This is a genomic window from Spirosoma lacussanchae, assembly GCF_005870035.1.
Classification (GTDB): domain Bacteria; phylum Bacteroidota; class Bacteroidia; order Cytophagales; family Spirosomataceae; genus Spirosoma; species Spirosoma lacussanchae.
Genome location: NZ_SWJG01000002.1, coordinates 583,605 through 596,651 on the forward strand (window position 1 = coordinate 583,605; position 13,047 = coordinate 596,651).

At 57.6% G+C, this 13,047-nt stretch carries 10 protein-coding genes; 8 read left to right on the forward strand and 2 right to left on the reverse strand.

From position 1 onward, the window contains the following. Positions 1-73 precede the first annotated feature (73 nt). On the forward strand, positions 74-1,243 hold the full coding sequence (locus tag FBR45_RS12815) for an acyl-CoA dehydrogenase family protein (RefSeq protein ID WP_138502881.1): 1,170 nt from the start codon (positions 74-76) through the stop codon (positions 1,241-1,243). Further along, a complete protein-coding gene (locus FBR45_RS12820) occupies positions 1,224-1,985 on the forward strand; it encodes a PIG-L deacetylase family protein (protein WP_138502883.1) in 762 nt (253 codons plus the stop codon). The genes FBR45_RS12815 and FBR45_RS12820 overlap by 20 nt, the downstream gene beginning before the upstream one ends. Before the next feature lie 82 nt (positions 1,986-2,067). On the opposite strand, the gene FBR45_RS12825 is transcribed toward FBR45_RS12820, so the two are convergent. Next, entirely contained in the window at positions 2,068-2,922 is an 855-nt protein-coding gene (locus FBR45_RS12825; protein WP_138502886.1) for an aldo/keto reductase, read from the reverse strand. 143 nt (positions 2,923-3,065) lie between these two features. Between FBR45_RS12825 and FBR45_RS12830 the strand changes: the two genes are divergently transcribed. Together FBR45_RS12830 and FBR45_RS12835 are read left to right on the forward strand one after the other, a co-directional pair. Continuing rightward, positions 3,066-4,640 (forward strand): M81 family metallopeptidase, encoded by a 1,575-nt coding sequence (locus FBR45_RS12830; protein WP_138502888.1) that lies wholly within the window; start codon positions 3,066-3,068, stop codon positions 4,638-4,640. Between the two features lie 193 nt (positions 4,641-4,833). Next, positions 4,834-5,424 carry a class I SAM-dependent DNA methyltransferase gene (locus FBR45_RS12835; RefSeq protein WP_138502890.1) on the forward strand — a complete coding sequence of 197 codons (591 nt, stop codon included), beginning with the start codon at positions 4,834-4,836 and terminating at the stop codon, positions 5,422-5,424. 64 nt (positions 5,425-5,488) lie between these two features. Here FBR45_RS12835 and FBR45_RS12840 read toward each other — a convergent pair whose 3' ends face one another. After that, positions 5,489-5,890 carry a c-type cytochrome gene (locus FBR45_RS12840; protein ID WP_077921758.1) on the reverse strand — a complete coding sequence of 134 codons (402 nt, stop codon included), beginning with the start codon at positions 5,888-5,890 and terminating at the stop codon, positions 5,489-5,491. A gap of 171 nt (positions 5,891-6,061) precedes the next feature. On the opposite strand from FBR45_RS12840, the gene FBR45_RS12845 reads away from it, so the two are divergent. From FBR45_RS12845 to FBR45_RS12860, 4 genes are all read left to right on the forward strand, one after another. Beyond that, complete coding sequence (locus tag FBR45_RS12845) at positions 6,062-6,799, forward strand: class I SAM-dependent methyltransferase (protein ID WP_138502892.1); 738 nt, start codon at positions 6,062-6,064, stop codon at positions 6,797-6,799. Between the two features lie 141 nt (positions 6,800-6,940). Beyond that, positions 6,941-9,988 (forward strand): SusC/RagA family TonB-linked outer membrane protein, encoded by a 3,048-nt coding sequence (locus FBR45_RS12850; protein ID WP_138502894.1) that lies wholly within the window; start codon positions 6,941-6,943, stop codon positions 9,986-9,988. Between the two features lie 18 nt (positions 9,989-10,006). Then, positions 10,007-11,503, forward strand: coding sequence for a RagB/SusD family nutrient uptake outer membrane protein (locus tag FBR45_RS12855; protein ID WP_138502896.1), 1,497 nt, complete (start codon positions 10,007-10,009; stop codon positions 11,501-11,503). A gap of 102 nt (positions 11,504-11,605) precedes the next feature. Then, the gene (locus FBR45_RS12860; protein ID WP_138502898.1) at positions 11,606-13,027 is read left to right on the forward strand and encodes a glucoamylase family protein; all 1,422 of its coding nucleotides are present in this window, start codon (positions 11,606-11,608) and stop codon (positions 13,025-13,027) included. The last annotated feature ends 20 nt before the right edge of the window (positions 13,028-13,047 follow it).

Genomic DNA, 13,047 nt, shown 5'->3' on the forward strand with positions numbered 1-13,047 from the left:
ACCTCTCGATAAGATAGTGGTTTGAAAGGGAAAGCATACTAAACATTTGGCTCGAACCGGGCCTTGTCTGGCTATGACAGTAGTTCAGACCGACAGCCACAGACCTACGGCGCCGACGATGCCTGATGCCGGGCAGCTGCACCAGCTTATCCAGCGCATAGCCGATCAGGCCGCTCAGACCGATCGTGACGATGCCTTTCCGGAGGCTGCTTTTTCGTGGCTGGCCGAGGCCGGTTTGCTGGCCGTTACCCTGCCCGGCCATCCCCTCGATCCCCAACAGGCCAACACGGCCCGGTTGCTCCAGCTGCTGAAACGCATCGGCGCCGGTAATTTGGCCGTAGGGCGGGTCTACGAAGGGCATATTAACGCCTTACAACTGATAGTCGAGTATGCCAATCCGGAGCAGAAACAGCGGTGGTATGCCGACGTAGAACAGGCCAACCGGCTCTTCAGCGTCTGGAACACCCAGGCGGGTGACGGCGTACGTATCCATGCGCTGGGTGGAGGGCGGTATGAGCTGGAAGGGTCCAAAACATTCGGCTCGGGCTCGGGCTGGATTCAGCGACCATTGGTAACAGGTGAGCTGGTCGGGCAGGGTCGGTCTGGCTGGCAGATGTGCATCATCCCGACCGAACGGGTTAAAGCCATTCCGCAAGACGATCAGTTCTGGCAACCCCTGGGTATGCGGGCATCAGTAAGTTACAAACTCGACTTTACGGGCGTAGAGTTGGATGAGAGCGACCTGCTCGGCCAGCCCGGCGATTACTTCCGGCAGCCGCACTTCAGCGGGGGCGCTATTCGGTTTGCAGCTGTACAGCTCGGTGGTGCCGAAGCCCTGTATGAAGCCACGCGTACTTTCCTGAATTCAATGAATCGCACCGACGATCCGTTTCAGCAGGCCCGGCTCGCCGAGATGGCCTATTTGATCGAATCGGGTAATCAGTGGATAAACGCAGCGGGCGCCCGAGCCGACGACTGGCTGGGGCGGGACGAGGAAGCCGGGCGACTGGTAGCCTATGCCAACATGACCCGGACCGCTATCGAAGAAATCTGCCTGCGCGTGATGACTTTGGCCGAACGCTCGGTAGGAGCCCGGGGTCTGATGCGACCATTGCCCTTCGAGCGGATTCACCGCGACCTGACGTTTTACCTGCGCCAGCCCGCCCCCGATGCTACCCTGGTCGACATTGGCCGGTACGTGCTGCACAATACCACCCCCGCTCATGAGCTCTGGCATGGATAAAAAACACGTGCTGGACGAACGCGCTCACCCCATCGATCTGGCTGACCTGCACCCGATTGGCAACGCGCTGATCATTGCTCCCCACCCGGACGATGAATCGCTGGGCTGCGGAGGAACCATTGCCTTATTACGGCAGCGGGGGTACGAGGTGTATGTGCTGTTTGTGAGTGATGGCACCATGTCGCATCCCAACTCGCCCAGCTACCCCGCCGACCGACTGCGCCAGGTTCGGGAAGCCGAAGCGCTTGAAGCCTTAACCCAACTGCATGTACCGGTTAGTAACGCCCTGTTCATGCGGCTGAAAGACCGGCAGGTGCCTATACCGGCCCAGGCCAGCTTCCCGGACGCGGTTGCGCAGATGCGTCAGCTACTGATTGATGTCAATCCCGCTACGGTGTTTGTGCCCTGGCGCCGTGATCCCCACCCCGACCATCGGGCGTCGTGGCAGATACTCAATGCCGTACTGGCGGGCCTGCCTTACCAGCCACGGGTGCTCGAATACCTGATCTGGCTCTGGGAACTGGGCGACGAGCGCGATATGCCCGGCCCCGAAGAAATGCGGGTTTGGCAGGTTCCGATTGGCTTGGTCATGGCCCAGCGCGACGAAGCCATTGCGGCCCATCGCTCGCAGGTGACGCGGATGATCGACGATGACCCCACCGCGTTTTACCTGTCGCCGGAGCTGTTAGCTCATTTCAACGCTCCGCGGGAGCTGTTTCTGGAAGCCATCCAAAAGGAGTAATCCTGAATAAAGTAATCAGTCGGGGTGGTTTAGCGTAGCAATTAGCTTCTACGCTAAACCACCCCGACTGATTATACTGTCGTTAAAAATCGATCTCGTCGGGGTTCAGGCCCGATCCACCGATGTAGGGCAGGTTGTTGATGGCTTGCATGTCGGCTTCGCTGATGGTAAAGTCGAAAACGTCTGTATTGGCTTTGATGCGCTCCGGCGTCACTGATTTGGGCAGGGGGAGGGTTCCGTTCTGCAGGCACCAGCGAATACACAACTGGGCTACCGACTTGTTGTAGTTACCGGCTATTTCAGCCAGCGTTTCGTTGCCGAGCATTTTGCCGGTACCCAGTGGTCCCCAGGCTTCGATCAGGATGTTATGCTGTCGGCAGAAATCTACTGTTTCGGCCTGTCTCTGCCCCGGGTGGTATTCGATCTGGTTGATGGCTGGTATCACATCGGCTTTGTCCATCAGCGCGTCCAGGTGGTGGGGCAGGAAGTTACTGGTGCCGATGGCTTTGATCCGGCCGTCTTTGTGCAGCTGCTCAAACGCCCGCCAGGTGTCGGCGTTAATGGCCTGCCAGTCAGAAAACCGGCGCGCATTGGCGGGCCAGTGAATCAGGTATAGGTCGAGGTAGTCGAGCTGCAGGTCGCTGAGCGTTTTCTCGAACGCCTTCATGGTTTTATCGTAGCCGCGCTCCGTATTCCATAGCTTACTGGTGATGAATAGTTCCGTCCTGTCGACGCCCGACTCGGCCAGGGCGGTTCCAATGCTGGTTTCGTTGCCATAGACTGCTGCCGTGTCAATGTGTCGATAACCGGCTTCGAGAGCGGCTTTGACGGCCGAGATGGCGGTATCGCCATCGGGTGTTTGCCAGGTTCCGAAGCCAACGCCCGGAATGAGGGTACCGTTGTTTAAGGTGTATGTGTCTGTGATTGACTCAATCATGATACAGGTACTGTTTGTTTGGGTTGTTGTACCTATAAACTACCCGAACGGGCCGCTTTGTTCATACCTGTTCTTCCCTGGCCGGGCCTGCTTAAAGTATAGGGTGCCTTCGGAAAGCAGGCCGTATCGTTTAACTTGGGGCCATGAAACAGCTTCTCGCAGGATTTGTCATCTGGTTTTTTGTTAGTACCAACGGGCTGACTCAATCGACGGGGCAGCCCGGACCCGCCAAACTACCCCGCATTGCCATTGCCGGTCTGGGCATTGAGTCGAGCACCTTTTCGCCGGCGCTGACCCACGAAGAAGCGTTCCATGCACGGTATGGCCCGGAGGTGTTCAATGCCTATCCGTTCATGATGCCGGTATCGCCCCTGCGCAAACAGGCGCTCTGGTTGCCCACCGTTGTTGGCAAGTCGCTGCCGGGCGGAGCCGTAACGCGGGAGGCCTACGAGTCGCTGGTGACCAAAACCCTCGATTCACTGAAGAAGTATGGCCCTTATGATGGACTTTATTTCGACATCCATGGCGCTATGAGTGTAGTCGGACTCGACGATCCGGAAGGGGATTTTCTGACTCGTATCCGCCAGGTGATTGGCTACAAAACACTTGTTTCAACGTCTATGGATCTGCATGGCAACGTGTCGTGGCGACTGGCTCAGCAGACAGACCTGATGACCTGCTACCGGATGGCTCCGCACGAAGACGCCATGCAAACCAAAGAGCGGGCCGTGGTTAACCTGCTGGAGCGCATCAAAAGCGGGAAGGGCAAACCCGCCTACAAAGCCTGGATACCCGTGCCGATCCTGCTGCCGGGCGAGAAAACCAGTACCCGTATAGAGCCGGGCCGGAGCCTATATCAGCAGGTAGAACCAGCCTCGAAGCAGCCCGGCATTGTTGATGCCGCTATCTGGATTGGCTACGCCTGGGCCGATGAACCCCGTAATCAGGCGGTGGTGATGGTTACCGGCGACGATAAGGCCGCCGTAACCCAGGCGGCTGAGAAACTGGCCCGTAACTTTTGGGGTGTTCGGCATCAGTTCGACTTCGTAGCCCCTACCGGTTCGCTGGAAAAATGCCTGGCCGACGCGCTGGCCAGCCCTAAACATCCGTTCTTCATCAGCGATACGGGCGATAACCCGACGGCGGGTGGAGCGGGCGACGTAACCTGGACACTCACCCAGCTCCTGGCCCGACCCGAATTTCAGAAAGCCAACGGCCCGTCACTGATTTACGCGTCGATTCCCGATGCGGACCTGGTGAAAAAGGCCATCGTAGCTGGGGTGGGTGGTCTGGTAGACGGAACGGCGGGCGCGCGGGTCGATGCGCGGTTTGCGCCACCCGTCAAGCTCCGAGGGACGGTAACCTCAATTGTTCGTGGGGATAAGGATGCGGAAGTGGAAGTTGTCGTCAAAGTGGGCAGTATCTACGTCATCGTCACTCAGAAACGGAAACCCTACCATAAGGAGATCGATTTTACCCGGCTCGGCCTGAAGCCCCGCGAAGCCAATATCGTTGTGGTCAAGATTGGCTATCTCGAACCCGAGCTCTATGCCATGCAGCAGGGCTGGATTATGGCCCTGACACCGGGTGGCGTCAATCAGGACCTAGCCCGGCTTCCCTACAAACGCATTCGACGGCCCATGTTCCCGTTCGACAAAGACATGAAAACGCCCGATCTGTCGGCCCAGCTGGTGCCCATCTCCGGTACGTCGAAGTAAGCGCTGCCAGTCCGTTAGTTGAACGATTACCGAACCGCACCGGGCGATAAGCTGGTCTGGCTCTTGACTGATTTGCTGAACGACTGCGGGTACGAACGGGCTGCTGCAACAACGCTTATCGGACCAAACAATCTGCCTGTTTTGGGCTTTCTTACAGTATTGACATCATCAGCAATCAGATAACCTGCTCAACGTGGCCACGAACACCCTTCCGGCAACCTACTTCGACGATGTATACCGCGCCAGCGACGACCCGTGGGCGTTTGCAACAAGCCCCTACGAACGGGCTAAATACGAAGCAACCATAGCCGCTCTGCCCAATGCGCACTATCACAACGGATTTGAAATAGGCTGCTCGATCGGGGTGTTGAGTGAGATGCTGGCCCGCCGTTGTGAGCAGCTGCTGTCGGTCGATGCCAGTGAACTGCCGCTGAAAACGGCCCGGCAGCGACTGGCTCCCTATACACATGTCAGTATCGAACAGATGGTCATTCCGGACCAGTTTCCGGACGGGCCGTTCGATCTGATTCTGCTGTCGGAGGTGGGCTATTACCTCTCGCTCGATGACCTGACCCGGGCGCGGCAGCGAATGATCGACACCCTCTCGCCCGGTGGGCACCTGCTGCTCGTACACTGGACGCCCTTTGTTCCTGATTATCCGCTGACGGGCGATCAGGTTCATGACCATTTTATGGCTATTGCCGGCGCTGACCAGCCCCTGACTCATCTGCTGAACCAGCGGGCCGATACCTACCGGCTCGATCTGTTCCAGAAACAGATCTGATGCTTCGGGCGCAAAAAAAACGCGATGGAGAGATCCATCGCGTTTTTTTTGCGCCGTTTACAACCTACGATTTCTTGGTTGTCGTCTTTTTGGTCGTGGTCGACTTTTTGGTGCTGGTTTTCTTGCCCGTATCATCGAGCGAGTTGATCCAGACGGCCAGTTTCATCGCATCTTCCTTGGGAACCTGCTTCATAGCAGCCATGGGAGGGTAGCCCGGCCAGTTGGTAGGAACGGGATTGTAGATCAGGTCCACAATCTTCTCATTCGAATAGTTTTTCTTGGCCACATCAACGTATGCCGGACCTACCAGCCGCTGGTTGGGGCGGTGGCAGGCAATGCAGGTATATTTGCTCATCAGCGCATTCATATCTGCCGGAATATCGGCTGTTGGTGCCTGTGCGTTAACGTTGAATGCAGCTACGGTCAAAGCGGTCGTAGCGAGGAGGGTACCAAACAATTTTTTCATGTGAACCGGGTAAGCGATTAATTGGAAAAAAGAATAGCAGGCTATAGGCAAGCCTCACAAAAATAGAGGCTTCCAGATGATAAGCCAATCGAGGCTTGGGATTTTCCTACTAAAACAATTGTCAGACAATAGTTTCTTTAAATCGTTTAAAATAAAAACACATTTTTTTCAATGACACCCATCGACCGTTTCTCCGGGCATGCCGGCCTATACGCTCAGTATCGGATTGATTATCCGGCCGAGTTATTCGATTTCGTGCTCTCATTCGTCACAGACCGACAAAAGGCCTGGGATTGTGCCACGGGCAACGGACAGGTGGCGGGCGCCCTGGCTGAGGTGTTTTCGCGTGTCGACGCTACCGATATCAGCGAAGCCCAGTTGGCGCAGGCCGTACAGCACCCGGCCATACACTATCAACTCTGCACGGCCGAACAAACGCCTTTCGCCGATCATACGTTCGATCTCGTCACGGTAGCCCAGGCCCTGCACTGGTTCGACGTAGAGGCTTTCCACCGGGAGGTCAGGCGGGTAGCTAAACCGGGTGCTGTACTGGCCGAGTGGGGGTATGGTCTGGTTGTGCTGGGAGAGGAACTTGATGCCGTTCTGGTTGATTTTTACCGCAACCGGGTCGGTCCGTACTGGGACCCGCAGCGCGCCTACATCGATAATGCCTACGCCACGCTGCCATTCCCGTTTGCCGATCGGCAGCAGGTGTCGTTCATCATCCGGCGGAGCTGGACGCTGGATCGGTTCCTGAATTACCTCCGAACGTGGTCGGCTGTACGTCAGTACATTCACGAGAACGAAGAAGATCCGGTCATTCACCTGGGCGAAACACTCAAACCCGTTTGGGGGGCGGGGGAGCGGGAAGTTCAGTTTCCGGTGTTTCTGCGGCTGGGGCGGGTGTAAGTGTCGGGCCGGATCAGGTCGGGCCTATCGACCTGAAAAAAGGGAATTATGGCGGTTGAGTATGGTTCTGTAAAGATTAAATAGTACGGACGTAGGAGTCAGTTGTATATTTGCTCTGTAGAACCTAAAACTCAACGATCCATGTGTAGAATACGTTATACACTTCTCCTGGTGTGGATAGCCGTCTGTGGACTGGCCCACGCCCAGAATCAACAAATTACCGGACGAGTCACGTCGCAAAGTGACAAACAGGGGTTGCCGGGGGTGAGCGTCATCATCAAAGGCACCACCACCGGTACCGCCACGGATGCCAACGGCGCCTACACGCTGTCGGCGGGGCAGGGCGCTGTGCTGCAGTTCAGCATGATCGGTATGAAGCCGCAGGAGGTGACGGTGGGCAATCAGACCCAGATCAACGTTGAACTGGCCGATGATGCCAAAGCGCTCGAAGAAGTCGTGGTGGTGGGCTACGGTACCCAGCGAAAGATTGACGTAACAGGCGCCGTTGCGCAGGTAAAAGGCGAAGAGCTGGTTCGGCAACCTGTTCTGTCGGCAACGCAGGCCCTCCAGAGCAAGGTAGCGGGCGTACAGGTTATCAACTCCGGTGCCCCCGGACAGGCGCCCGTTGTCCGGATTCGGGGTACGGGTACGCTGCTGGGCGGGGCCGATCCGCTGTACGTCGTTGATGGGATCATTACTGAAGACATCCGGAACATCAACACTTCCGACATCACTTCGGTCGATATCCTGAAGGACGCATCCGCCACCGCCATTTACGGGGTTCGGGCCGCCAACGGCGTGGTGCTGATCACCACACGGCGCGGTCGGTCGGGGGCTCCGCAGGTCACTTACGATGGCTACGTGGGGATTCGTACGCCAGCCAGCCGGGTCAAGATGGCTGATGCACAGTTGTTTGCGCAGTATAACAACGAAGCCGTTCGCTACGACAGCCAGACCGATCCGCTTCCGTTCGATCCGGCTGCCATTACGGCCAATACCGACTGGTTTCGCGAAATTACCCGCACGGGTATCCAGCATAACCACGCCCTGTCGGTCAGTGGCGGCACCGAGAAAACGACCTATCTCTTCAGCGCCAGCTATTTCAACGAAAAAGGGATTCTGCGCCGGAATGACTACAACCGGCTGGTACTGCGTCTGAACAACGACTATACCCTGTCGCCAGCCCTGAAACTGGGCCATAACCTGAGCCTGGCCAACAGCAATTCGGTACTGGCCGACGCGGGCAGCGCCCTGCTCGAAACCACCGACAACATCAGCACGACCTCGCCCGTTCGGGGCAGCGGCTCGGTGTATTCGGCCTTCACGAACGCCTACCGGCAGGCCCCGCTGGTACCGGTTTACAATCCGGACGGGACCTACGGTTTCACGGCCCGGAACAACGTCGCCAACCCCATTGCACAGCTCGACTACACCAACTTCGAGGCAAAGGGGCTGCGTTTGCAGGGGTCGTTTTTCGCGAACCTGACCATTGCCAAGCACATCACCGTTATTTCCAACTTCGGTATCGAGTCGAACGTGCTGCGGTCGTACAACTACTCGCCCGTGTACCGGGTGTCGGCTAACCAGCAGAATGCGGTCAGCACCCTGACGGTGGGGCGGTCGAACAACGCGCGCTGGCTCTGGACCAACACGGCCGAATACGCCAATACCTTTGCCGAACGCCATACGGTAAAAGTCTTGGCCGGTTTCGTGAACGAACGGTTTCAGGGGGATGTGCTGCGGAGTGCCCGGCAGGATGTGCCGCCCCAGTCGAACTACTTTTATCTAAACACGGGGAATGCCTCAACGGCCACCAACGAACAGACCGGAACCCTCGAAACCCGCCAGTCGTACATTGGTCGGGTCAACTACAACTTCGCTGACCGGTACCTGCTTACGGCTACGGCCCGCTATGACGGATCGAGCAAATTCCCGACCAGTAATCGCTGGGGTTTCTTTCCCTCTATTGGGGCCGGCTGGGTGATCAGTGAAGAATCGTTCATGCGGGGCAAAACGCCGTTCGACGTGCTGAAAGCCCGCGTCAGCTGGGGGCAGACGGGTAACGACCGCATTCCGGCCAGTGCGTTCCAGTACACCATTGCCAGCGGACTCGATTATGCGTTCGGACCCGACCAGAGTTCGCAACAGGGCCGTACCATCACGAACCTGATCGATCCCAATCTGCGCTGGGAGATTACGACCGGTACCGACGTCGGGCTGGAGTTTGCGCTGGCCAAGAACCGGCTGAGCGGTGAGATAGCCTACTATCAGAAACGTACCCGTGACGCATTGTTCCTGCGGCCCATCGACGCTATTTTCGGCGACCTGGACGGGTCGTACCTGACCAATGCGGCCACGGTACTGAACAAAGGAGTGGAATTCGGTCTGAACTGGCGCAACTCGGTAAATACCAGCTTCCAGTACAATATCGGGGCTAACGTGACCATGAACCGCAACCGGCTCGAAGATGTGCAGGGTGGTCTGCCCATCAACGACGGTGGCATCGGCAACGGTCAGTTTACGACCCGCACCGCCGTGGGGCAACCCGTAGGTTCGTTCTGGGTATGGCAAACGGATGGTATTTTTCAGACGCAGGAGCAGGTCAACAACACGGCGGCCAAGATTGAAGGCACCAAACCCGGCGATTTCCGGTACGTCGATCAGAACGGAGACGGCAGTATCGATGACGAAGACCGCGTCTTCGTTGGGTCGTACCAGCCCAGGCTGTATTTCGGCGTCAACGGCGGGTTTACCTACCGCAGCATCGACTTCTCGACGGACTGGTACGCCAACTTCGGTAACCAGGTCTACAACGGCAAGAAAGCGCAGCGGTTCGGTAACGAAAATATCGAAGCCTCGCGGGCTGATCGCTGGACGCCCACTAACCCCAGCAATACTGAGCCCCGCGCCAGCAATGCCGTACCGGTCTCGTCGACCTACTACGTTGAGTCCGGCTCGTTTTTTCGGATCAACAACGTAACGCTGGGTTATACGCTGCCCAAAACGCTGGTATCGAAGGCGAAACTTAACCGCGCCCGACTATACGTGACGGCGCAGAACGCATTGACCATCAAATCGTTTTCGGGCTATTCGCCCGAGCTGCCCGGCGGACCGCTCAACTCGGGTATCGAGCTGAATGCGTATCCCGTCACGTCAGCCTATTTGGTCGGTATCAATCTTGGATTTTAAGCTAAGCACTCAACAGACATGAAACGGATTCATAAATCAATGGCCATAGCCCTGGTAGGCGGGCTTTCACTGGTAACCTCGTGCCAGAATTTTCTGGACGTACCACCGCAGGGGCAGCAAACCCCCACCGACTTCTTCTCGAGTAACCCCAACGCGGCTACCACTCTCGTCAACGCCGTTTACGCCAAGATGCTCGACTGGAATTTCCATTCGTTCTCCTGGAATGGGGTAACGAGTATGACCTCCGACGATGCCGAAAAAGGTAGCTCGCCGGGCGATACGGGTACCGATAAAGACCAGCTCGACAACCTGACCTTTACGCCATCGAGCCTGTCGTTCAACGAAGTATGGGTAGGGCAGTACGAGGGCGTTGCCCGGGCCAACCAGGCATTGACAAACCTGCCGGCCCTGACGATTGGCGATACGCTCAAAAACCGGCTCATCGGCGAGGCTAGTTTTCTGCGGGCCTATTTTTACTTCAATCTGGTCCGCTGTTTTGGGGGCGTGCCGCTGATAACCACAGTCGCTGACCCGACCAACCCAACCGATATTCAGCAGGGGCGGGTCAGGGCCACACGTGAACAGGTCTACGCCCTGATTGAAAGTGATTTGCAAACGGCCGTCACAAATCTGCCCGAAAAAACGCAGTATGGTACCGCCGATCTGGGCCGGGCCAGCAAAGGAGCCGCTAAAGCGCTGCTGGCTAAAGTGTCGATGTACCAGAAAAAATGGAATGTGGTGCAGCAACTGACCGACGAGATCATCGCATCGGGCCAGTATTCCCTGTTGCCGAACTACGGTGAGATCTGGCGCGAGTCGTCGGAAAACGGGCCGGAGTCGGTTTTCGAGATTCAGGGTAAAGGAACGACGCCCAACCGGGGGGTGCAGGGGTATTTTGAAAGCCAGGGCGCCCGGGGCGACGGTGGCTGGGGCTGGGGTTTCAACGTGCCGACCGAAGACCTTGAAAAGGCCTACAGCGTGGGCGATACCCGCAAAGACGGAACCATAATCCGGCGCGGCACTACACTCTGGGACGGACAGGTGGTAAGCGCCAATGCCGAAAATCCCCGGTACAATTTCAAGGCGTATATCAGCCGCACCCGCGAGTCGTATAACGGCGACAACTGGGAAACCAACAAGAATATTCGGATACTGCGGTATGCCGAGGTGCTGCTTATGAATGCCGAAGCCGCCAACGAACTCGGCCAGTCGGCCAAGGCGCTGACATCGCTCAACCTGGTTCGGGCGCGGGCGCGGGGCGGTGCGACCGGGGTAGTCCCCAATATAACCACCACGGCGCAGGCGGCCCTCCGAACGGCCATCTGGAACGAACGGCGTCTGGAACTGGCCTTTGAGCATGACCGCTGGTTCGACCTGGTGCGCCAGGGGCGGGCCGCCGACGTGATGCGGGCCCAGGGCAAAAATTTTGTGGTGGGTAAGCACGAACTCTTTCCCATTCCGCAGAACCAGATTCAGTTGAGCGGGGGCGCGCTGACCCAGAACCCCGGCTACTAAGCAGACCGGAATTGCATTGCGGGCCCGTGAGGATGGATAAACCGACCTCGCGGGCCTTTTTTACCCGCTCCAAAACGAGCCTGGTACCATAGACAAAACGTTATGAAACACATCCTTACGATCCTGACGCTGTGCGGATCGCTTTCCATCGTTTGTTGCCAGCCCCGAACACAGCCCGTTGCGCCCGTTCCTAAACCGGCGGGGCTGACTGCGTCGGACCAGTCGTTTCTCGACAGTCTTCAGCGCGACACGTTCCGGTATTTCTGGGAAACGGCCAACTCCGAAAACGGCCTTGTGCCCGACCGGGCGCCAACTCCGTCGTTCAGCAGTGTGGCTGCCGTAGGTTTTGGGCTGACGTCGTATCTGGTTGGGGTCGAGCGAGGGTACGTCACCCGCCAGCAGGCCGCCGACCGCACCGTACGCACGCTCCGGTTTTTTGCCAGCGCACCCCAGTCAGAAAAAGCAACGGGTGTAGCGGGATACAAAGGGTTTTTCTACCACTTTCTGGACATGAAAACCGGGGAGCGATTCCGGCAGGTTGAGCTGTCGACGATCGATACGGCCTTGCTGCTGGGTGGTATCCTGAGTGCTCAGTCCTACTTTGATCAGAACACGCCCGTCGAAACGGAAATCCGCCAGCTGGCCGAGCAGATCTACGCCCGGGTCGACTGGACCTGGATTCAGGGCCGGAACGGCCCTGAATCCAAACCGTTTGTGTCCATGGGCTGGCACCCCGAAACGGGCTTCATCAAAAACGACTGGACAGGCTACAACGAAGCCATGCTGCTATACGTGCTGGCGCTGGGGTCACCTACGCACCCGGTCGGAACCGACGCCTGGGCCGCCTGGACAAAGTCGTATCCGTGGGCTACGTTTTATGACCAGTCGCATGTCAATTTCGACCCGCTGTTTGGCCACCAGTATTCGCACGTCTGGATCGACTTTCGGGGCATCCGCGACGAGTACATGCGCGGCAAAGGCATCGACTACGCCGAAAACTCGCGCCGGGCTACCTATGCTAACCGGGCCTACTGCCTGAACAACCCGGCCAACTGGCAGGATTACGGCCCCACCATCTGGGGACTGACGGCCTGCGACGGACCAAAAGATACTACGGTGGCAGGCCGAACATTCTTTTCGTACCGCGCCCGGGGAGCCGCATCGACCCAGATCGTAGACGACGGCACCATTGCGCCTACGGCGGCCGGCGGTTCAATGGCGTTCGCGCCTGAAATCTGCCTGCCAGCGCTGCGGGCCATGAAAACGAAATACGGAGATAAGCTTTACGGCCCCTACGGCTTCCGCGATGCCTTCAACCCAACGTACCGCTACCCGTCGGCTTTTGCCAACGGTTCTACCCAAACGGGTTGGTTCGATGTCGACTACCTGGGTATTGACCAGGGCCCTATTCTGCTTATGGCCGAAAACCTGCGTACAGAATTTGTCTGGAACCTGATGAAAAAAAATCCGCACATCCGGCGTGGGCTGGTGAAAGCCGGTTTTTCGGGGGGCTGGCTGAACTAGCCCGTCGGGTAGAGTGCGAG

What these genes read in the sequence shown, in the direction of transcription:
- FBR45_RS12815 (WP_138502881.1), top strand. Translation starts at nt 74, where the DNA reads ATGACAGTAGTTCAGACCGACAGCCACAGACCTACGGCGCCGACGATG.
- FBR45_RS12820 (WP_138502883.1), top strand. Translation starts at nt 1,224, where the DNA reads ATGAGCTCTGGCATGGATAAAAAACACGTGCTGGACGAACGCGCTCAC.
- FBR45_RS12825 (WP_138502886.1), bottom strand. Translation starts at nt 2,922, where the DNA reads ATGATTGAGTCAATCACAGACACATACACCTTAAACAACGGTACCCTC.
- FBR45_RS12830 (WP_138502888.1), top strand. Translation starts at nt 3,066, where the DNA reads ATGAAACAGCTTCTCGCAGGATTTGTCATCTGGTTTTTTGTTAGTACC.
- FBR45_RS12840 (WP_077921758.1), bottom strand. Translation starts at nt 5,890, where the DNA reads ATGAAAAAATTGTTTGGTACCCTCCTCGCTACGACCGCTTTGACCGTA.
- FBR45_RS12845 (WP_138502892.1), top strand. Translation starts at nt 6,062, where the DNA reads ATGACACCCATCGACCGTTTCTCCGGGCATGCCGGCCTATACGCTCAG.
- FBR45_RS12850 (WP_138502894.1), top strand. Translation starts at nt 6,941, where the DNA reads ATGTGTAGAATACGTTATACACTTCTCCTGGTGTGGATAGCCGTCTGT.
- FBR45_RS12855 (WP_138502896.1), top strand. Translation starts at nt 10,007, where the DNA reads ATGAAACGGATTCATAAATCAATGGCCATAGCCCTGGTAGGCGGGCTT.
- FBR45_RS12860 (WP_138502898.1), top strand. Translation starts at nt 11,606, where the DNA reads ATGAAACACATCCTTACGATCCTGACGCTGTGCGGATCGCTTTCCATC.